The organism is Planctomycetota bacterium (genome assembly GCA_026387035.1).
Taxonomy (GTDB): Bacteria; Planctomycetota; Phycisphaerae; order FEN-1346; family FEN-1346; genus JAPLMM01.
Map to the genome: position 1 here is coordinate 1 of JAPLMM010000244.1, position 19,373 is coordinate 19,373.

General features: G+C 66.6%; 17 protein-coding genes and 1 pseudogene. 1 reads left to right on the top strand and 17 read right to left on the bottom strand.

The window, feature by feature from the left end; translation table 11 throughout:
- A partial coding sequence (locus tag NTX40_09105) for a hypothetical protein (protein ID MCX5649236.1) occupies window positions 1–1,634 on the bottom strand: 1,634 nt, incomplete at its 3' end.
- A 648-nt stretch (window positions 1,635–2,282) separates the two neighbouring features.
- Between NTX40_09105 and NTX40_09110 the strand changes: the two genes are divergently transcribed.
- A complete protein-coding gene (locus NTX40_09110) occupies window positions 2,283–2,846 on the top strand; it encodes a hypothetical protein (protein MCX5649237.1) in 564 nt (187 codons plus the stop codon).
- A gap of 69 nt (window positions 2,847–2,915) precedes the next feature.
- Here the strand turns inward: NTX40_09110 and NTX40_09115 are convergent, their stop codons facing one another.
- The 16 genes and pseudogenes from NTX40_09115 to NTX40_09190 form a co-directional block, all read right to left on the bottom strand.
- Window positions 2,916–3,332 (bottom strand): hypothetical protein, encoded by a 417-nt coding sequence (locus NTX40_09115; GenBank protein ID MCX5649238.1) that lies wholly within the window; start codon window positions 3,330–3,332, stop codon window positions 2,916–2,918.
- A complete protein-coding gene (locus NTX40_09120; protein ID MCX5649239.1) occupies window positions 3,329–3,685 on the bottom strand; it encodes a hypothetical protein in 357 nt (118 codons plus the stop codon). Before NTX40_09120 ends, NTX40_09115 begins: the two co-directional genes overlap by 4 nt.
- A gap of 27 nt (window positions 3,686–3,712) precedes the next feature.
- A complete protein-coding gene (locus tag NTX40_09125) occupies window positions 3,713–4,429 on the bottom strand; it encodes a hypothetical protein (protein MCX5649240.1) in 717 nt (238 codons plus the stop codon).
- Between the two features lie 95 nt (window positions 4,430–4,524).
- Window positions 4,525–5,454 (bottom strand): hypothetical protein, encoded by a 930-nt coding sequence (locus tag NTX40_09130; protein ID MCX5649241.1) that lies wholly within the window; start codon window positions 5,452–5,454, stop codon window positions 4,525–4,527.
- Between the two features lie 14 nt (window positions 5,455–5,468).
- Window positions 5,469–6,134, bottom strand: coding sequence for a hypothetical protein (locus NTX40_09135; GenBank protein MCX5649242.1), 666 nt, complete (start codon window positions 6,132–6,134; stop codon window positions 5,469–5,471).
- Window positions 6,131–6,802, bottom strand: coding sequence for a hypothetical protein (locus tag NTX40_09140; GenBank protein MCX5649243.1), 672 nt, complete (start codon window positions 6,800–6,802; stop codon window positions 6,131–6,133). Before NTX40_09140 ends, NTX40_09135 begins: the two co-directional genes overlap by 4 nt.
- An 18-nt stretch (window positions 6,803–6,820) precedes the next feature.
- Window positions 6,821–7,324, bottom strand: a complete 504-nt coding sequence (locus NTX40_09145; protein ID MCX5649244.1) for a DUF2752 domain-containing protein — start codon at window positions 7,322–7,324, stop codon at window positions 6,821–6,823.
- 118 nt (window positions 7,325–7,442) lie between these two features.
- Window positions 7,443–7,847, bottom strand: coding sequence for a four helix bundle protein (locus NTX40_09150; protein ID MCX5649245.1), 405 nt, complete (start codon window positions 7,845–7,847; stop codon window positions 7,443–7,445).
- A gap of 78 nt (window positions 7,848–7,925) precedes the next feature.
- On the bottom strand, window positions 7,926–8,627 hold the full coding sequence (locus NTX40_09155) for a TIGR00730 family Rossman fold protein (GenBank protein MCX5649246.1): 702 nt from the start codon (window positions 8,625–8,627) through the stop codon (window positions 7,926–7,928).
- 96 nt (window positions 8,628–8,723) lie between these two features.
- Window positions 8,724–9,620, bottom strand: coding sequence for a DNA recombination protein RmuC (locus tag NTX40_09160; protein MCX5649247.1), 897 nt, complete (start codon window positions 9,618–9,620; stop codon window positions 8,724–8,726).
- 163 nt (window positions 9,621–9,783) lie between these two features.
- A pseudogene (gene gyrB, locus NTX40_09165) lies at window positions 9,784–12,327 on the bottom strand (DNA topoisomerase (ATP-hydrolyzing) subunit B).
- Window positions 12,328–13,011: 684 nt separating this feature from the next.
- Window positions 13,012–14,277: a glycosyltransferase family 2 protein gene (locus NTX40_09170; protein ID MCX5649248.1), complete on the bottom strand. Its 1,266-nt coding sequence runs from the start codon at window positions 14,275–14,277 to the stop codon at window positions 13,012–13,014.
- A gap of 106 nt (window positions 14,278–14,383) precedes the next feature.
- Window positions 14,384–15,859 carry a nickel pincer cofactor biosynthesis protein LarC gene (gene larC, locus NTX40_09175; GenBank protein ID MCX5649249.1) on the bottom strand — a complete coding sequence of 492 codons (1,476 nt, stop codon included), beginning with the start codon at window positions 15,857–15,859 and terminating at the stop codon, window positions 14,384–14,386.
- A gap of 440 nt (window positions 15,860–16,299) precedes the next feature.
- Entirely contained in the window at window positions 16,300–16,746 is a 447-nt protein-coding gene (locus NTX40_09180; GenBank protein MCX5649250.1) for a hypothetical protein, read from the bottom strand.
- A gap of 12 nt (window positions 16,747–16,758) precedes the next feature.
- The gene (locus NTX40_09185; protein ID MCX5649251.1) at window positions 16,759–18,021 is read right to left on the bottom strand and encodes an Eco57I restriction-modification methylase domain-containing protein; all 1,263 of its coding nucleotides are present in this window, start codon (window positions 18,019–18,021) and stop codon (window positions 16,759–16,761) included.
- The coding region (locus tag NTX40_09190) for a restriction endonuclease subunit M (GenBank protein MCX5649252.1) at window positions 18,009–19,373 on the bottom strand (1,365 nt) is incomplete at its 5' end. The genes NTX40_09190 and NTX40_09185, both read right to left, overlap by 13 nt.

Sequence of the window (19,373 nt, forward strand, 5' to 3'; positions counted from 1 at the left end):
CCCGGCTCCGCGCGCCCGCGCCGCCGACGCGTCGTGATCGGCGCCAGGCACCCCGCCGGCGCCAGGTACGCCCGCAGAAACCGCAGGCGGTCCGTCTGGCGCGCGACGCCCCATTCGTCCAGGCTTACGCTCAAGCGCATCAGGTTCTGCGCCCGCCGACGGGCCGACACGGTTCCTTTATACGCCAGACCGTCGAGGTCCACCAGCACCGGCTGCGCCCCCGGCCCATGGGCCGGCGCCACCAGGATGTTCGGGGCCTTGAGGTCGCGGTGGGAGAACCCCGCCTCGTGCATCCGCCGAATCAGCCGCGCCACCCTCCGCGCCATCCGCCTCCGCTCCGTCGCGGGCGGCCCGGCGCGGAGCCAGTCGGAGAGCGGTTCGCCCTCGACCGGTTCCGTCGCCAGGAGCGTGTCTGTGAGCCACGGGCCGCGGCGCTTGTCCACTGCGCCGGCCGGCCGCGCCGTCGCGATGCCGCGCACAAGCAGCGCGTGCCCCTTGCGGAACGCCGCCACCGACCGCGACCGGCCGAGGCCCGACGCCCGCTTGTGCCGCTTGAAGAAAAGCGTGGCGTGGCCCCCGGCGTCGTCGAACGCGACGCGCCAGACGCCGGCCGTCCGGCCTTCCTTGACGACTTTCGCGCCGGCGGCGGCCGTCGGGTCCCCCGCCTCCAGGAGCCGCTCCAGCGCACTCGCCCGGTCCGCGGTCGCCCATCCGCGCCAATCGCCGGCGGCGAGGCGCTTGAAGTATTTCGACTCGCGCCGGGTCCGCCGGTCGCGTCGGCGATAGAACCGCCGGCGATACGCCGACGTCCCGAGCGCCACCTGCCGCGCGTCCGGCCCGTCGCCCAGGAGTTGGATCACGCGATTGTGGCACCGTATCCGCTCGACCGGCGACGCGATGGGCTCGAAGAAATGTTCCAGTTGCACCAGGTGCCGGAGCACCGCGTCCGCCGGCGCCGGCCGCACCGCCTCCGCCAGGTCCACCAGCCACAGCCGCCACGTGCCCGCGCCGCCCGAGATCAGGATGTTGCCGGGATGGAGGTCCGGCAAATAGAGGCGGGCCTCCGCCAGGCGGGCCACGACGTCCGCGAGCCGCCACGACAACGTCTTCGGATCCACCGTTCCTTCGGTCGGCACGCGCCGCCGGCGAAACACCGCGACGAGTTCCGGCGGCCGGGCGCCCGGATACGGCGGGTCGCCTGCCTGCGGCTCAAAATAGCGCGAGAAAAGATACTCGTCGAGCCGCTCGCCCGGAACGCCCGCCGTCACGAGCCGCTCCGCCGGTCCGCGCGCGAGTGCCACGGCCTCCGGCACGTCGAGCCCCGCCGCCCGCGCCGCCTCCAGCGCGTCCCATTCCCGCCGGCCCGGGCCGCGCCCCGCCATCGCCCGGACGCGCCGCCAAAGGCCCGAGCCCCCGTAGTCTTTCATGTAGTAGGTTTTGCCCGCGGCCTCGAAGCGGAAGATGTTGCGTCCGCGGCCCTGTTTGACGAGTTCCAGGTGAGCGGGACGATCCGGTCCCGCGAGGGGACCATCGAGAAAGGCCGGCCAGCCGTCGGCCAGGAGCGGCTCGGCGGCCTCCGGCCGCGCGATCCAGCCGCGGCCCCTCCCCGAGGAAATGATCCGCGTGTTTGCCATTTCGCTCTAAGCCGCAGCGCCCGGACCCCCGGCGCGCCGGGGTCGGCCTCGGGCGCACCGGCGAATCGTAGCCCGCGAGGCCCGTTCTTGCAAGGGAAAAGGCCTTCCGCCGGCCTTCCGCGGGTGCGGCAACGTTTTCTGGCAAATGTCCCAAACGCGTCAAGACCCGCGGGTGGCACGGGCGGCTTGTCCGCCCGTGCAAGGCCGTGGGCGAGCCGCACTGGCGGACAAGCCGCCAGTGCCACCCCCACAGCCTTGGTTTATCCAAACCCATTCCATACGCTCGGGGAGGCTGCCAGGAAAAATTGCCGCACCCGCTTCGAACGGCGCACCGGTCCCGGCCCCAACCCCAACCCCAACGGGGCAGGCGGGGCAGGCGCGCCGGGAGCGCGCCGGGGCCAAGGCCGCCCTCCGGGTCGCGCTTTCGCGCAGTTGACAGCGGCGGGAGACCATCCTAGAGTAGCCTTGGGCGAGAGAGGCGGCTTCAAACGGGAGGCGACGGGAATGGAACCGACGCGGCGGGTGGGCGGTGTGGCACGGCCGGTCTTGCCCGGCCGTGCGCATGAGGTTCGGGAGAAGCACTGGCGGACAAGCCGCCAGTGCCACACTCCGCGTCACGCTTTCGCGCAGTTGGCCGCGGGGGCGGCAATGATTCTGGCGGCCGGGTGCGCGGGGCAACCCCTCTCGCGCGGCGAAAAGGTCGAGATGCTCATGGCCCGAAGCGCACGCCTCGAAGACGAATTGCTCGCCACGAGGCAGCGCCTCGCCGAACTTGAAGGGACCGGCCGGCCGGCGCCCGAGGCCGCCAAGGCGGTCGAGGACCCCTTCCGCGCCGTCGCCCTGCGATTCGGAAAGTTCACGGGGGGCCTGGCGGCGGACGGCCGGCCCGGCGACCAACGCCTCAAGGTCGTCCTCGAGCCGCTCGACGCCGAGGGCGACGTCGTCAAACGGGCCGGGAGCCTCGACCTCGAGGCCTTCGAACTCGTCGGCGACAAGCCGCGGACCCTCGCCGACTGGAAGTGGACGCGCCAGGAGTTCGCCAAGACCTGGCTCAGCGGCCTGGGGCTTTACGCGTACGTCCTGAAACTCGACTGGCCGGGCGGGAAGCCTCCGGCCTCCGACCGAGTGCTCCTGCGGGCGCGCTTCACGACCCTTTCGGGCGAGGTCCTCTCGGCCGAGCAGGAAATCACCCTCCGACGCCGGACGCCTTAGAACCCGCGGCGCAAGAAAAGGAGCGCGGGCTCCACGAGGGAATCCGCGCTCCTCGGGCGTCTCCGGGATTTATCGTGCGCCGGGCTCGCCGGGCTTTTTCTCAAATCGTTCCATCGGTGCGCCGGGGTAGCCGCGCGGCTCTTCGCCGGGCACGAGTTCGACGGGGGGAACCCGGCGCCGGGCCTCTTCGAGCCGCTTCGCCAGTTCTTCCCTCGACTCGTAGTATTTCTCGATGACCTTTTCGTCCTCATCGAGGACGAACCGCAGGCGGATCGGGTTCTCGGGGTCGTCGTAGAGATACATCATGTCGTTCTCGAGCATGACGGTCGGGCGGCCGAGTTTGTCCACGACCTGCTGCTTCTCCCAGCCTATCTTTACGTCCTCATACCAGTCCTCGATGTCCGGGCGCTGGTACCAGCAGCCGGCCGATCCCAGGCAAGCGGCCGCCACGAGCGCAGCCATCCACACGTTCGAGCGCATTCTCATTCCTTTCCTTGAGGGCGGGCCCCGCCGCCGGCTTCCGACCGGCCCTCGGGCACCTCGCCCTCGCGATGGTTCTCCCAGGGCTTCTCCGGATTCCGCCAGCATTTTCCGACCGTCCGGCGCTCCGCGTCGAAGTACATGCTGACCTTCACGAGGTCGCGCGGGTCGTCGCGCGTGTACACCCATTCATCGGCAAACCGGTAGCGGGGCGCTCCGAGAATCTGCTCGACGCGTTCGGCCGGCATCCCGAGCGAGACGCTCTGGTAGTTCTGGCGCGTCAGTTGGCAGCCGGTCAGCCCGAGCGCAAGCCCGGCCGCCAGCACCGCCGCCAAACCCACTCCACGCGCCCTGTCCATCCGGAGCCTCCACGCCTTTGGCGCCCGCTACTCCGCGCCGATCTTGATCACCCGCTGGGCGATCAGTTTTTCCTCGAAGCCGCCCGGCGGATAGTACGTCGCCTGTACGATGACCATCAGGCCGGACCCCAGCGGCTCTTCCCACAGCAGCGGAAACACATACGACCGGTCGATCGGGTCGTAGTACTTCCGGTTGCTCTCGGCATCGAGCACCGAGACGAACCAGTGCCCCAGCCGCCGACCTCGCTTCTCGAGCGTCTTGTACTGATACATGAATATCTCGACCCGGTACGACCCGATGGCCTTCGTCGGATCGCCGAACTGGTCGATCGGCTGGAGGCGGACTTCGATGCCGTCGTCGCCCGGCCTGCCGTCGAAATCCTTGCTCTGCGTGAAAAACCCGATCACCAGGCTCTTCGGCGCGAGCATCGTCACCCACGGGGGGACCGGGCCGATGCCGCCCGCCGGCTCCGGGAGGACGGGCCCGGCGTCGCCCGACTCGAGCGGCTTGGCCTCCACCTGGCCGATCAGGACGTCGCGCAGTTGCCCGAGGCCCGTCACGAGGCGCTGGCGCGGCTCCTCGTCGGGGAGGGCAAGGGCTTCCTGGCGAAGGGCGTCGGCCAGTTCCAGCGCCAGACGCGTCCGCTCCTCCCCCGGGCGCTTCCACGTGCCGCAGCCGGACGCTTGGGCGAGGCAGGCTGCGGCCAGAACGGCTCCTGCGGCCGCCGACGCCAATCGTCCCATGCGCCTCTCCCGAACCGAAATCGCCCCTGGGAACGTGATTATAGGGGCTCCCGCGAAGGGGTGTCAACCACATAAGCAGGCGGTTGCCGGCGGCCTCACGGCCGCGACGCAGGCGGCAGGAAGGGAACCGTCGTCCCGGGCGGCACCTTCGCCAGGGGGACCTCCTCGGCCGTCAGGACGATCGTCTGGGCCCACAGGTCGGGCCCGCGCTGCTCGTAGAAAAAAGCCCCGCCGAGGCTGACCGGCGAGCGGCGCTGGCCGCCGAGCACCAGCATCCGCCCCGGCGCCAGGCGAACCTCCGCCGCCAAGTCCGTCGCCGTGAACTCCTGACGCCCCGCACGCTGCACGGGACCCGACTCCGTCTGCACCCAGCGCAGCGCCTCCGCGCCGTAAGTCGCCCCCGGCACAAAGGCGATGCAGACCGTCGCCGGGGCCGACGCGTCGCGCCGGCACACCAGGCGCAGGCCCGGTTGGGCGTCGGAAAACCGCCGCCCCGAGACGCGTCCGGCGGCATCGGTCCAAAGCACTTCGAGGTCCTCGCGCTCGGCGCCCAGGGTGACGAGAAAATCCATGTTCTCGCGCACCAGCAGTTCCGCGATTTGGACCGTGCGGTCCGAGGTCTGCACCAACAGTTCGTTCATGCGTTCGGCGGCGAGGCGGGCCCCGTCGCCCAACCTCAGGTCGTTGGCGGACCACAGGCCCCGCTTCTCATACGGCACGTCGGTCGTGCCGAGGAGGCGCCAGACGTCCTCGACCGGCGCGTCCGGACGGATGCGGTGCACGAGGCGGACGACGCGCACGCGGAACGTGGGCCGGTTCGCCAGGCCCGGCGCGCCCTCGATGGGCTTTAGGACGATCGGTTCGCGGCGCGGGGGGGCACACCCGGTCGCAGACGCCAGCGCGAGCGCCAGTGCCAAGGCCGACAGCACGCGCCCCGCACCTGTCCGCCCGTAGTCCCGGCGCGCCGGGACGAAGGCAGAAGCGGGGCGGCGAACCCAGCCGCGCCCTGCGCCTGTGCCGTCCACGGTGGCTCTCCCGCTCACTTGACCCTGGGCCGCATCGGCAAATCGTCCTTCTTGTACGCATAAAAATGGCGCGCGATCTTGTCCGCGAGGCCCTCGGTGAGAATGGTGGCGACCTCCGCCGATTCCTCGGGCTGAACGTCGGGCGTCGTCTCCGCCGTCACCAGCCGCGCGCTCGCCAGCACAGGCCACACCTGCTTCCCCGTCTCCGGCGAGACGACGCGGACGGCCGACTCCGCGTAACCGTGGAACACGTTCCCCCCCGGCGAATCCTTCAGACGGAACTCGTACAACTCAATGTGCATCACCAGGTCGACGTTGAAGTATCGGCCGACCTGGGCGACCGACCAGCGGGCGAAGTCCGGCTCTGTCCGGCGTGCGGCAGCCAGGCTGTGGACCGGCACGATCGGGCCCGCCGCTCCCTCCCGCTCCAGCGCCTTGCAAATCCCGTCCGACACCATCAGTTCCAGCCGCGGATACGCCGACGCCACCGACGGATCCGCCACGTCCACCAGCACCAGGACGCTCTGCCCCGCCAGGCGGTATTCCGCCTCGACCTTCTCCTCCGGAACCCACGGGCCGACCGTCTTCACGAGAATCCAGGCCGCCTGGTCGCACCCCCCACAGGCCGCCGCCCAGACGGCGAGGACCGCCGCCACCATCCGACCGGCGCGCACGCTCACGGCTGGCCCCCTTTCACCTCGACCTTGTGGTCGTAGAACTTGCGGATGACATCGCGGGCGAAGTGAAAATTCGTATACTGGCGGATGACCCGTTCGGTGGTCCCCAGGACGCCCACCGGAACGTCCTCGGGGTAGGTCGTCTCGACCGTGGCGTCATAGACGGGATTGTGCTCCGCGCCGACCTTGACGACCTCGATGCGGGCCTTGGCCCGGCCGCGAAACAGGTTTGCCGACCCCTCTTCCACCATCGTGTACCGCCCCAGTTCCACGTACAGGAGCGTGTCGGCCTGGAACTCCTTGGCAATCCGCTCGAGCGACATGTTCGGCCACTCGAGCGTCGATTCCTGCCAACGCACCACCTCCACCGGATGCACGATCGTCTTGACGCGCCCCCCCAGGTCCCGCACGATGGCATACACGAGTTCCTGGCTGATCTCCACGGGCACGGCCGGGTAGGTGAACAGAATGTCCGTCCCCGCGTAGGGGACGATGACCAACCGCTCCGCCTCCAGGTGATACTCCTCCTTGACGGACTTCGTTATCTTGTCGGGCTTGAAAAGCCACACGAAAAAGTGCGGAGCGTAGCACCCCCCCGCCGCGAGCCCGAGCGCCACCAACACCGCGCCCGCCGCGCCAGCGACCGAACGCCTCCATGCTTGGCTCGCCACCGCTTCTCCTCCGACGCCTCACATCACCGACCACTTGTACGCCCACGAGGCCAATAACAATCCCAATAATGCGAGGAGGATGACGACGGGATTCACGCGCACAAACACCGGATACCAACTCCGCCCCGTGGCCAGCGTGAACACCAGGCCCGCGAGGCCCACCGCCACGAGAAGAAACAGCGCGAAACCGAACGGCTGGTTCACGAGCGATTCGGCCAACCGCCCGTGCGCCGCCAGAACGAAGGAGGTCGTCACCCCGCACGTCGGGCACGGCTTGCCGCTCGCCTTCAACATCCCGCACTCCGGCAGGCCGAGGATCCGGTGCGTTCCCGTCCCCGTCCGCGACGGAACCAGCAGAAACCCCGCCGCCAACCCTGCCGCCAACACCAGCGCCAGGAACGCCTGCACGGCACGCTCGGCCGGGCTCGCCCGAAACGCCGATGCAACTCCTGAACGTTCCGCCGACGCCGGCGCGGCAGCGCCTTCCCGGCCAATCCCGACTTCCAGAGGCTCCGACGCCACCGGCGGACTCTCCCTCGAGGAGCGGGCCGACCCAAACCTCGGCCCCGCAAGCCTTTAGATCGTACCGGCCCACACGCCGCCGGTCAATCCGAAACGCCGCCTCCAAGGGACTGAGGGACTAAGGCGCCCCCGTTCCCGAGCCTCCGGTTCCCGGTTTGCGGCCCAGGGAGCGGATGAGGCCGGCCAGGATCGCATCCACCTCGTGGCACAAGTCCCGCAACTTCGTCAGGTCCGGGCCCTTGATCCACCCCAGGCGGCGCGTCAGTTCCGCATACGTCTGCACCTCGCACAGGCTTCCGCGCGCAATCTGGAGGTAGCGGCGGAACTCGGCCCGGTGACCCCGGCCATGACCTTCCGCGATGTTCGCCGACACGGAGGCCGCGGCCCGGCGCATCTGCGACACGAGCCCGAATCGCTCATCGGGCGGCAGCGCCTCGGTCACGCGGTACGTGCACTCCGCCAAGTCCATGGCCCTCTGCCACGCCGCCAAATCCCGGTAGGTCCGTATCCCTTTCCCCGCCACGTCCACCTCCCCGCTCCGGGGCGTTGCTTTGCTGTTCCCTCAGCCCCTCAGTCCCTCAGTCGCTCAGTCCCTTTCTTGTTAAGGCATTACCTTTCCTTCCGGCGTGTCCCACTTGCCCGGCTCGGGGACCGGCTCGCGGTCGCGGACGGCCAGGTTCTCCGCGATGTGCCGGACCGCGTCCGCAGGCTTGTCGGTCACACACAGAAGGTCCAGGTCCTCGGGCGAGACGTGTTCGAACCGCCCCAGCACCGTCTCGCGCAGCCAAGAGAGTTGTCCCGACCAGAAATCCGTCCCAAAGAGAACCACCGGCAGCCGGTGAATCTTCTCCGTCTGAATCAGCGTCATGGTATCGTAGAACTCGTCCATCGTCCCGTACCCGCCCGGGAAAAAGATGAACCCGACGGCATACTTGGAGAACATGACCTTGCGGACGAAAAAGTAACGGAAGTTGATGACCTTCGTCAGGTAAGGGTTCGCGATCTGCTCGAAGGGAAGCACAATGTTCAGCCCGATGCTTTCGCCGCCTGCCTCCTTCGCCCCTTTGTTCGCCGCCTCCATGATCCCAGGACCGCCGCCCGTGATCACCGAGAACCCCGCCTCCACGATCCGCCGGCCCGTCTCCACCGCCTTCGCGTAGTACGGATGGTCCGGCCCCGCCCGGCTCGATCCGAAGACGCTCACGCCCGGCGGCACCTGGGCCATCATCTCGAACCCGTCCACAAACTCCGCCATGATCCGAAACACACGCCACGGGTCCTGCGCCAAAAATTCGTCGCGCATCCGTCCCTCCTTCACTCAGCAGCGCCCCGCAAGCGGGGCGGCGAATCAGGTTCGCCGCGGGGCTTGCCCCGCGCTATCCGTTCAGCGCGTGCGCCACTACGTTTCCCCCTCCGGCAGCGCCCGCGTCGGACCCTCGACCGTCTCGACGCCGGGCAACTCCTTGACCCGGCCGAAGTGCTCTACGAACACACGAATGCGGTCGTGCAGGTCCTTTCCGACCTCGGCGATGCGCTGGGCGTTCTCGGCCAGTTGATGCTCCCGCCAGCCGGTTGCCACCACCCGGAGCAGGGCATATAGCGTCATCGGCGTTGTGATGACAACACCCCTTTGTATCGCCTCTTCAAAGAGATTGGGATCGGTCTTCAGCGCCGCAGCGAAGGACGACTCCTCAGGCAAGAAAAGGACAACAAAGTCCGGTGCGTTTTTGAACTGCTTCCAGTACTCCTTCCCACCTAAAGACCTCACGTGGTTGCGGACAGCCTGGGCGTGGCGGTCCAGCGCCGCCTCGACTGCCTTCTCGTCAGACGCCTGGTACGCCTCAAAATACGCATCCAATGGCACCTTGGAGTCAACCGGAATGCGCCGATCATTGGGAAGTTTCACCGTCACATCGGGGCGCTGGTGCCCCTCTTCCGTCTTCTGTGTCTCCTGCGTGCCGAAGTCGCAGTAAGACGACATCCCGGCCATTTCGAGTACTCGCTCCAACTGCAATTCGCCCCATCGGCCGCGTGCGGCAGGATTTCGTAACGCTGTTGCCAACTGGTGGGCTTCTTTCCGAAGGAGTTGCTGCGCTTCTCCCAGGCCTTTCAGGTGTTGATCCAGGCCGCCGTACGCCCCCTCGCGCGCCTTCTCGATCTCGGCCAGGCGCTTCTGGTACTCCGCCAGCAGGTCCTGAATCGGTTTCAGGCGCTCCCCCGCCTGGCCGAGAAATTCCTGCCGCGATTCCTTCAGCGCCTCCGCCGACAGCGCCGCGAACGCGTCCTTCAGTTTCACCTGGGCCTCGTCGAGGATTCGCCGCTGCTCCGCCAGGTTCTTCCGCTCCGCCTCGAGGCGCGTTTCGGCCTGGACGCGCGCCCGTTGCTCGGCTTCGAGGCGTCCGCGCAACTCGGCCTCCGCCCCGGCGTCCCCCACCGGCCGCCGCTTCGCCAGCACGATGCACCTCCAGCGCGTGCTGCTCGATAAAGGCGCGACGGGGTTCCACCTTTTCGCCCATCAGGACCGAAAAGATGTGTTCGGCCTCGGCGACGTCCTCGACGAGCACCTTCTTCAGGGTCCGGCGGGCGGGGTCCATCGTCGTTTCCCACAACTGCTCCGCGTTCATCTCCCCCAGGCCCTTGAATCGTTGGATGTCCATGCCTTTCTGGCCCAGGCGGCGGATCGTCGGCAGAATCTCCGACACGCCCGCCACGCCCACCGCGTCACCGTCGGTGGCAACGGTGAACTTCGTGTACGGTTTCTCGCCGCCGACGGGCTCTTCGACCTCGAGGTGCCAGTCGGCTACGTCCAGGCCCCGAGACTGGAGTTTCTTCGCCAGTTTATTGAGTTCCCTGGCGCCGAAGAGTTCTTCCGGCTCCGGGATTTCGGGCTCCTCGGCCGCGGGCTCCTCGGCCTCTTTGGCTTTTTCGCCTTTCTCGGGCTCCTCGGTCTTCTTATCGGCGGCGCGCTCGCGCTTCGGTTTCGGGAACGCGGCGGCGATGGCCTTGGCGGCCTCCCCCTCGGAGTGGAAAAGTTCAACCCCGTCGCCGATCCGGGCCGCCCACGTGGGGAAGTCGCCCCGCTTGTCGCGCCGCGCCAGGAACTCTTCCCACAGGATGCCCCGCCGATGGAGCGACCGCACCAACTCTTCCATGTCCGCCAGCAGGAGCGCGAGTTCTTCGAGTTTCGCCCCCGAGATTTCGTCGGGCTGCTTTCGGCTTTTCGGCGGCGGGTTCACGCGCAGCGTCGTCCCCTCCACCCCGATCCGCAGCAGCGTCATCTTCATCTCCCGGTCGCTCTTGACGTACTGTTCCCGCCCCTTGCGCCGCACGCGGTACAGCGGCGGCTGCGCCACGTACAGGTACCCCTGGTCGATCAAAGGCTTCATGTGCCGATAAAAGAATGTCAATAGCAGCGTCCGTATGTGGCTCCCGTCCACGTCCGCGTCCGTCATGATCACGACCTTGTGGTATCGCGCCCGCTCGATGTCGAAGTCGTCCGTCCCGATGCCCGTCCCCAGCGCCGAGATGATCGTCGCAATCTCCTCGTGCGCCAGCATCTTGTCGATCCGCGCCTTCTCGACGTTCAGAATCTTCCCCCTCAGCGGCAGGATGGCCTGCGTCCGCCGGTCGCGCCCCTGCTTCGCGCTCCCCCCCGCCGAGTCCCCCTCCACCAGGAACACCTCCGAGAGCGCCGGGTCGCGCTCCGCACAGTCCGCCAGTTTCCCCGGCAAATTCCCCGACGCCAGCGCCCCCTTCCGGCGCACCAGGTCCCGCGCCTTGCGGGCCGCCTCACGGGCCGTCATCGCCTGGACCGCCTTCTGGATGATGCGCCTGGCGTTCGGCGGGTGCTCCTCCAGGTACTGGCCGAGCATCTCGTTCGTCGCGGTCTCGACGAATGTACCTACTTCGCTATTCGACAACTTCGTCTTCGTCTGCCCCTCGAATTGCGGGTCCCGCACGCGGACCGACAGCACCGCCGTCATGCCTTCGCGAAGGTCGTCGCCGCTCGGGGGGTTGTCGCCCTTGAGGAGGTTCTGTTTCTTGGCGTAGAAGTTCAGCGTCCGCGTCACCGCCGCCTTGAACGCCGACAGGTGCGTCCCCCCCTCGATTGTGTTGATGTTGTTCGCAAACGAGAGAATGTTTTCCGTGTACCCGTCGTTGTACTGGATCGCCACCTCCACCTCCCCGCCGGAGGGTTCGTCGGCCCGGCGGAAGTAGATCACGTCCCGGTGCACCGTCTCCTTGTCCTCGTTCAGTTGCTTGACGAACGCCCGGATCCCTTCCTTGTATCGGAACTCCGCCTCGCGCCCGTCCCGCTCGTCCACCAGCCGGATGGTGATCCCCTCGTTCAGGTACGCCAGTTCCCTGAAGCGACCCTCCAGAATCTCGAACTTGAACGTCGGGTCCTCGAAAATCTCCCGGTCCGGCTTGAAGGTGATCGTCGTCCCCGTCTTCGCCGCCTTCCCCACCTTCTTCAGCGTCTCCGCCGTCTTCCCGCGCGCAAAGGCCATCCGCCACACGTGCCCGTCGCGACGCACCTCCGCCCGCAGCCACTCCGATAGCGCATTCACCACCGACACCCCCACCCCGTGCAGCCCTCCCGACACCTTGTAACTCGCATGGTCGAACTTCCCCCCCGCGTGGAGCATCGACAGGGCCACCTCGATGCCCGGCTTCTTCTCCTCCTTGTGCAGGTCCACCGGGATCCCCCGCCCGTTGTCCGTCACGCTGAGGCTCCCGTCCGCGTGCACCGTCACCACGATGCGGTCGCAGAAACCCGCCATCGCCTCGTCGATCGCGTTGTCCACCACCTCGTTCACCAGGTGATGCAGGCCCCGCTGGTGCCGGTCACCAATGTACATATCCGGCCTCTTGCGGACCCCTTCCAGACCCTTCATCACCTTGATCGCATCCGCCCGATATGATCCCGTTTCCTGGGTGGCACTGGCGGCTTGGCCGCCAGTGCGCGCCGCCGCGCTCGCCGTTGCCTTTCGCCGTTCAATCCGCAATCGTTCCCGCCCCCCCGCCGCCTTTTTCTTGCCCGTTTTCGCCTTCTTTTTCGCCATGTCTCTTGCCCCTGGAACCCGGGTTTACCCCTCGAATATAGCGATTCTGGCCCCCCGCGTCAATCAAACCCAACCCCCCCCGCGCGCCATTAAAGCCCGGGGATGAATCCCGGCGCGCCGGGATGAATCCCCGGGGACGCATGGTAAGGTGCGCCATGCGAAGAGGACGCAGGCCCTGCCATGCGGCCGGGGGGGGTGTAGGCCGCACAAACTGTGAAGTGAACCGCCTCGGGCCGCAACCCCGAGATGAAAACTCAAGAGGCGCGAGGGGCTTTTCTTCGCACCTCTTGCCGCATCGGCCTTTTCATCGCCTTGGCCATGGCGGATTTCCAATCGCCCCCCATTGCCAGCCGACCCCCTGGGGGTCCCCGCCCTTTCTTGTCTTTCTCGCGCGCCACCAAACGCCGCCTTTCTCCCCCTTCTCCCAGGTTGATTCCACAACACGCCCCTGGTTCCCCGCCCAGTTTACTTGCCCTGAGCATCGTCGAAGGGCGGGGCGCTTGCCGTTCACTCACGCACCCACCCTGCCCGTTCCCTGCCGCTCGGCCGTTCCCCGATCCCTGTCGTTCTCTGCGTGCTCTGCGTCCTCCCCATGTGAGAAAGGGGCCCTCTGGGCTGCGGTTAAGACGTCCCTTTCCCCGACACGACCCGCCCGCCCTTGTACGTCGTCCCGCGCCAGGTCACCGCCCCCACCCCCAGCGCGCGGGCGAGGGCCCCCGCCTCGAATGCCATCACCATCACCACCGCCACCGGATAAAGCGCCAGGTACCACGGGTTCCCGCAGCCGGCGATGAACAGGCGCCGCATCGTCACGAAGATCGCTACCACCGTCGCCAGCGACGCCGCCAGCACCGTCCAGATCCACCATCCGCCCGCCCCCCACTGGTCCGCCGTAGCCTCGGCGAAGGCGGACGCCGCGACCGCCGCCGACTTGTCCGCCGAAGCCCAAAGGGCGAAGGCGGACGCCGCCAGGACCGCAAAGGGCAAGAGCGTAAAGAAAAACGTCAGAAAAAAAACGCCGACGATCTGCCCCACGCCACCGAAAGCCCCGTAAAAAATCCGCGTCCACCCCTTCCACATGGCCCGTAGCGAGTCGTACATGCGGGTCGTGAAAAGGTCCTGCCCCACCGCGTTCAGCAGCCGGTGCCCCCGGCCCTTCACCTCGCGCGCGAAAGCAATGTCCTCCACCACCTTCGCACGCACCGCCCCGTACCCGCCCACCGCCTCGTACGTGGAACGTCGTATCAGAATATATTGACCATTCGCGAACGCCGCCCGGTGCTTCGGGTCGTTCACCCATCCCGGCCGGAACCACGCCACCAGCACCGACCCCGCCACCGGCTGCACCGCGTTCTCCCAGAAAGAGCGCATCTCCAGCACCGGCCAGAGGCTGAGCATCTCGCCGCCCTCGGCCGCGCAGAACTCCACGCCCACGCGCACGCTGTGCGGGGCCTGCCGGCAATCCGCGTCCACAAAAAGGAGCCACTCGCCCCGCGCCTCCCGGGCCCCCGTGTGCATCGCGTGCGGCTTGCCGAACCAACCCGCCGCCAGTTCCTTCACCTGCACCAGCCGCACCCGCCCGTCTCTAGCCGCCACCTGGCGGACGACCTCCGCCGTCCCGTCCGTCGAGCGATCGTCCACCACAATAATCTCGATATTCGGATAGTCCTGCGCAAGGATCGTCTCCAGCGCCGCCCCGATGTTCGCCTCCTCGTCCTTCGCCGGCACGATCACCGACACCAGACCCTGGTCGGCCACATTGAAATGGGAATCGCGGCTGAGGACGGGCCCCCGGCCCTTGGCGGAATAGACCGTAACCGCCCGGCTCAGCCACACGCCGAGCACCGCCCCCAGCACCACCAGCCCCGCCACCTCAATCGCCAGCATGGCACCCTCCGCCGCACGCCGTTAAAGCCCCGGGATGAGCCGAGGCAACGCCTCGGCGAATCCCGGGGACGCTTGCCCCGCGCTCGCCGTTTCGCGGCGCCGCTCGCTAGCGCTCGCGGCTCGGCTGCCGACCCCACGCCTCCATCGCCGCCGCGTACACCTCGCGGAACGCCGCACCGCGTTCCTCCGCCAGGCGCCGGCAATCCTCGTACTCCGGCGACGCCGTCACCACACGCCCGCCGCGCCGGCCGACTTTCACGCGCACCGGCCCGAACGCCGTCTCCACCGTCGCGTGCTCGCGCGCCAGTTTCGTCCGCTCGACGGCCGACCGCCGCACGCCGAACGTCGGCGTCTCCCGGAAAATCGCCTCCTCCACCGCCGCCACAAGACCCTCCGGCGCCAGACACGCCAGCACCACGCCCGGCCGGCCCTTCTTCATCGTCGCCGGCACAAGCCAGACGTCCAGCGCCCCCGCCTCGAAGAGGGCCTGCGTCGCCGCTCCCAGCGTCTCCCCGCTCGCATCGTCCACGTTCGCCTCGAGCAGCCACACGACGTCCGCTTCATCCGCCTGCCCCGGCGTAGCCGAAGACGAAGCCGGGCCCACCTCGCGCCCCAGGATAACCCGCAAAACATTCGGCACGCGTTTACCTTCGCGCGCTCCCGCCCCGTACCCGACCTTCTCGATCACCATCGCCGGCATCGGACCGAACGCCTCCGCCAGCGTCACCACGAGCGCCGCCCCCGTCGGCGTCGTGAGTTCCCCTTCCTCCTCCTCAGCCCTGCGTAGCCCTCCGTAGCCTTGGCGAAGGAGGGGCGGAGCAGGGGCACGCACCGGATACCCCTTCATCAGTTCCACCACCGCCGGCACGGGGACCGGCAGCCGACCGTGGGCCGCATCCACTGACCCCGACCCCATCGGCAGCGGGCTTGCCACGACCCGCTCCACGCCCAGCATCTCAAGCCCCGCGCACACGCCGAAGATGTCCACGATCGCATCCACCGCACCGACCTCGTGGAAATGGACCTTCTCCGCCGTCGTGCCGTGCACCCGCGCCTCCGCCTCCGCCAACCTCCGAAACACGGCAAACGCACGTGAAAGCCCCGGGATGAGATCCGACGAAGTCGGAACGAATCCCGGGGATCCTTGCCCCGCCCCCGCCGCGCCCCCTGCGCCACATTTAGCCGCCCGCCTTGTCCCTGTTCGATGGATTGACCCCTTTGGGGGCGGGCGCTCGCCGTCTCCGCGCCTCGTTTGGTTCGCCGCCCCACCCCGCTCCGCGCCACATTTAGCCGCCCCGCTTGCGGGGCGCTCGCCGTTCCCCGCCGCGTGCGCCGCGCCGAGAATGTTTTCGATGTCGCTCAAATGCCGATGCGGCTGCTCGCCCTCAGCCAGTTTGACCTCGACCCGCGTCGCCTCTATCCCTCCGCGTTTCTCGCGGCGAACGAGCAGTTCGTACCCCCCGATCGGCAGGCTCGCCAGCGCCGCGCGCAGGTCCGCTTCGGGCAGGCCCGCATCCACCAGCGCCCCGAGAAACATGTCCCCGCTTATCCCCGAAAACGCATCAATGTAAAGGATTGTCATTCTCGCCACCTATTCATTCCGGGTGCCACGCTTTCGCTTGCGAAAGCGTGTTGCTGTCATGCCGAGCGCAGCCGAGGCATCTCGCCTCGGTCCGTTGCCGTTCGCTCTTCGTGCCATTGTAGCGCGGGGGTTTATCCCCCGCGCACTACCGGCGCGAGGGACAAGCCCTCGCGCTACGAAAAATAGCGCGGCAGGTGGGAGGCACCCGCCGCGCAACAAAGAATCGCCCTACTCCTTGGGCTTTGGCGGCGGCTTTGGAGGAGAAACGGGCGCATCGGGCGGAGAAAAGCTGAACTCGGCTATCCTTCCGGGTTCAGGAGCCTTGCTTTCCGGCGAAGGCTCAGTCGATGGAGCAGGTTGCACGGGTGCCTCTGGCGGCGAAAAAGCCTTCTCCACCAACGGTTTGCCATCCTTCCCGGGCGGCGGCGATGTTTTCTCACTCATGGGGTTTCCTTTCCTGGCAAATTAGAGCCGGCAAACAACGCCAGCAGTATCACCCCTACAACAAAACTAACCATCGACACCAGATTAAGCTTAATCACAGCTTTTTGCCAAATGTTTTTCTGGTCGCGCGCCCTGCAAACCCTCATGAAGTCCGCGTCAATTATCTTGCGCTGCCTCCTCATTCCTGCCTGACTGCAAAGAAAGGACGTGAGAATGAAAAGCAGGGATGAGCCGAATCCTGCCCAAGCGGCAAAGAGAAGCCATTCGTTAATGGGGCTTGGGGCAATGTTTTTCAGAAAGGTTATTGAGAGCGCCAGAGCGCCCGCAGAGAGCGTGATCATCGCCTTGTCGAAACCGCGCGCAGCCTCGCGCTCCGCATCTATGAGAACATTACGTTCGGCGTGATAGGCCTCTTTGTCCATCCAGCCGTTTTCTTCGGACACGGCAACACCCTCTCAACCCAGGCTTTCCTCGACAATGCGGATTTCCCCTGCCGTAAGGTTGTACAGCCCATACACGAGTTTGTCAAGTTTGCGGTCCGTGGCATCAATTAGTCGTTCAATTCGCGACCGCGCCTCCACGCTCCGCGCCTTCGCCAACCGCGTGTTCAAATCCAGCATGCGCTCCACCAGGGCCACCATCCGGTCGCATATCTCGGTGGAAACTGGGTCCCCAGGGTCAACCTCCAGCAAAGGCAGACTCGCCAACTCATCCCTTTGAACGTGAAGAGTTGGAAAAGAAGTCTCGTAGTAGAATCGCATAAGACGCGAATTCAGCAGACCCAAGACCATCTTCAAGCGTCGTTCGGATTTCGCGGGGTCAGAGACAATGAGTACGTCTTTGACATAATAGCCTTCGCAGTCCAAAGTCGCCTGGAGGCCAGCACCGGTGTCCCTCACCAGAACTTTCTGCTGCTCAAAACGCTCCGATGATCCTGGCCGAGCCGTTCGGCGGTGCGCAGTCATTTCTTCGGGTACATACCAAACGTATTCTCCCTCAAACTCGATACTATACCTGTGGACATTCTCCCCCCGCAAAAGCGGTTTATGCCGAGCGGTTCGTTTAGAACGAGTCAGGAATTTCGAGTCGTCGCCGGTCTTAAGCCCGAAAGAAATATCCACACCTTCACCAAGGCAACGCCCCATCCTTTTAATCTTGTGTTTCACGCGCTCTGCGAGTTCGTCCATGGAAACATCGAATATGCACTTGTAGGTACTGGCAAAAGCCTCCTGCGGCACTGTTCTGAATGCGACCTCGCAAATGTTGGCGCCCGGTTCGCTCCTCGCAACCTCAATGGCGTTATCCGAAGCGCGGGCTCTCGACAAAACAAGGATGCACGTGAGCACATTGGCCCGAGGAAAAACGAATCCTGTGAAATCAAGGATCTTCATCACGGTGGTACTATCGAGCAGGTGGCGCCTCATCTTCTCAAAACTGTCGAGCCGCAACCATCCGTCCGAAACGATAAATCCGAGAAGGCCTCCACTCCGGAGTAGCGAAATCCCCCGCTCAATGAAGCAGCAGTAGATGTCAGCCTTCTTTACAAACGTGCTGTAATGCCCCCAGAAGTAAGCCTTGGCGGCAGGGGCCAGATTGTGAGGTCTGACATACGGCGGATTCCCGATCACCGCGTCGAACCCCCGCCGCCTCTTCGGAACCTTCGGACCGAGAATCTGCGGAAACTCCCTCTCCCAATCGAACGCGTTCACGCGCTCCACTTCCCCTTCCTCAAAGAGGTCCATTTGCCGGTCGCGAGGTCCGGCAGGGCCCGCTCCTCGTGAAAGAGGCGCATCTGACGCTCCAGAGTGTCCTGGTTCTCCCCTTCCAGGACCTTCAAGAGCAGGCTCAGTTTCGTCACCTCCACCGCCTGCCCGTCAATGTCCACCCCGAAGATATTATTGAGCAGGATCCGCCGCTTCTCCCGCACCGTCAGCCGCCACTGGCCCCCCGCCCCTTCATGCACTTCCTTGGGGTGTTTCTCCGGCCCGTCGGCGACGTACCAGTCCCGGTGCCAGTCCAGGAGCCGCTCGAACGCCCCGATGAGGAACGACCCGCTACCGCATGCCGGGTCCAGGATGCGGAGGCGCGATACTTCCCCTCTCCCCTTGCGGGAGAGGGCAGGGTGAGGGGTCATGCTTTCACCCTCAACCGGCCTTCGGCCACCTTCTCCCGTCGAGGGAGAAGGAATATCGGGGAGCAACCGACCGACCGTCTCCTCGACGATGTAGCGGACGATGTAGGTGGGCGTGTAATAGACGCCGCCCGCCTTCTTGACCTCCGGTTTCTCCTCGACCTTGGCGTGGTGCCCGGCGGTGAGGCGGATCACCTTCCCCAGGAACTGCTCATAGACCTGTCCCAGGATGTCCGCCCCAAGGACGGAGAACTCGTACGGGCTTTCGGGGTAGTAAAGGCTGCGGAGGATGTCCGCCAGCACCCCGTCGTCCACCCGCAGGCGCGGCGTCAGTTCGTCCGGCGCATCCCGTCCCGGCTCGCGCCGGAAGTGAAAAAGCCCTGAGTTGTACTTGTCGTCCGCCCGCTCAAAGAGGGCGACCAGCCGCTCGTAAATCTTCGCCCCGTTCACGAGCGCAAGCAGCGCCCCGCCCGGCTCGATGCCCCGGTCCTCACACATCCGAAGGAAGATGATCCGGTCAATCGTCCGCTGCACCGCCGCGTTGAGGTCGCGCACCGACAGGCGCGCGTTCCGCAGCGCCAGGTTCCGCGCGAGCCGCTCACGCCAACCCTCGATCTCCTCCAGGAAAGCCTCGTCCACCGTGGCCGTGCCGCGACGCCGGCCCTTCTCCGCAAAGCGGTCGAACGAGCCTTTCAGCACCGCGTCCTTCGAGAAGATCGCCGCGACCTCGCCCCAACGCTCCGGGTATTCCTCGTAGGTGAGGTAGAGGATGCGGGCCGTCGAGGACTTGTCGCTCCGCCGAGGCCGCACCCGGCAATCATAGACCGCCAACTCCTCGAAGTCCGTCAGGATGGCGAGCGGCAACTTCGCGCTCCACGCGTATCGCCGCAACTGGTAGGCCGGATGAACGTCCGTCCCGACCGCGACCGAAGGCTTCTT

Coding starts and splice junctions, on each gene's coding strand:
- NTX40_09110 (MCX5649237.1), top strand. CDS start 2,283: ATGATTCTGGCGGCCGGGTGCGCGGGGCAACCCCTCTCGCGCGGCGAA.
- NTX40_09115 (MCX5649238.1), bottom strand. CDS start 3,332: ATGAGAATGCGCTCGAACGTGTGGATGGCTGCGCTCGTGGCGGCCGCT.
- NTX40_09120 (MCX5649239.1), bottom strand. CDS start 3,685: ATGGACAGGGCGCGTGGAGTGGGTTTGGCGGCGGTGCTGGCGGCCGGG.
- NTX40_09125 (MCX5649240.1), bottom strand. CDS start 4,429: ATGGGACGATTGGCGTCGGCGGCCGCAGGAGCCGTTCTGGCCGCAGCC.
- NTX40_09155 (MCX5649246.1), bottom strand. CDS start 8,627: ATGCGCGACGAATTTTTGGCGCAGGACCCGTGGCGTGTGTTTCGGATC.
- NTX40_09170 (MCX5649248.1), bottom strand. CDS start 14,277: ATGCTGGCGATTGAGGTGGCGGGGCTGGTGGTGCTGGGGGCGGTGCTC.
- larC (MCX5649249.1), bottom strand. CDS start 15,859: ATGACAATCCTTTACATTGATGCGTTTTCGGGGATAAGCGGGGACATG.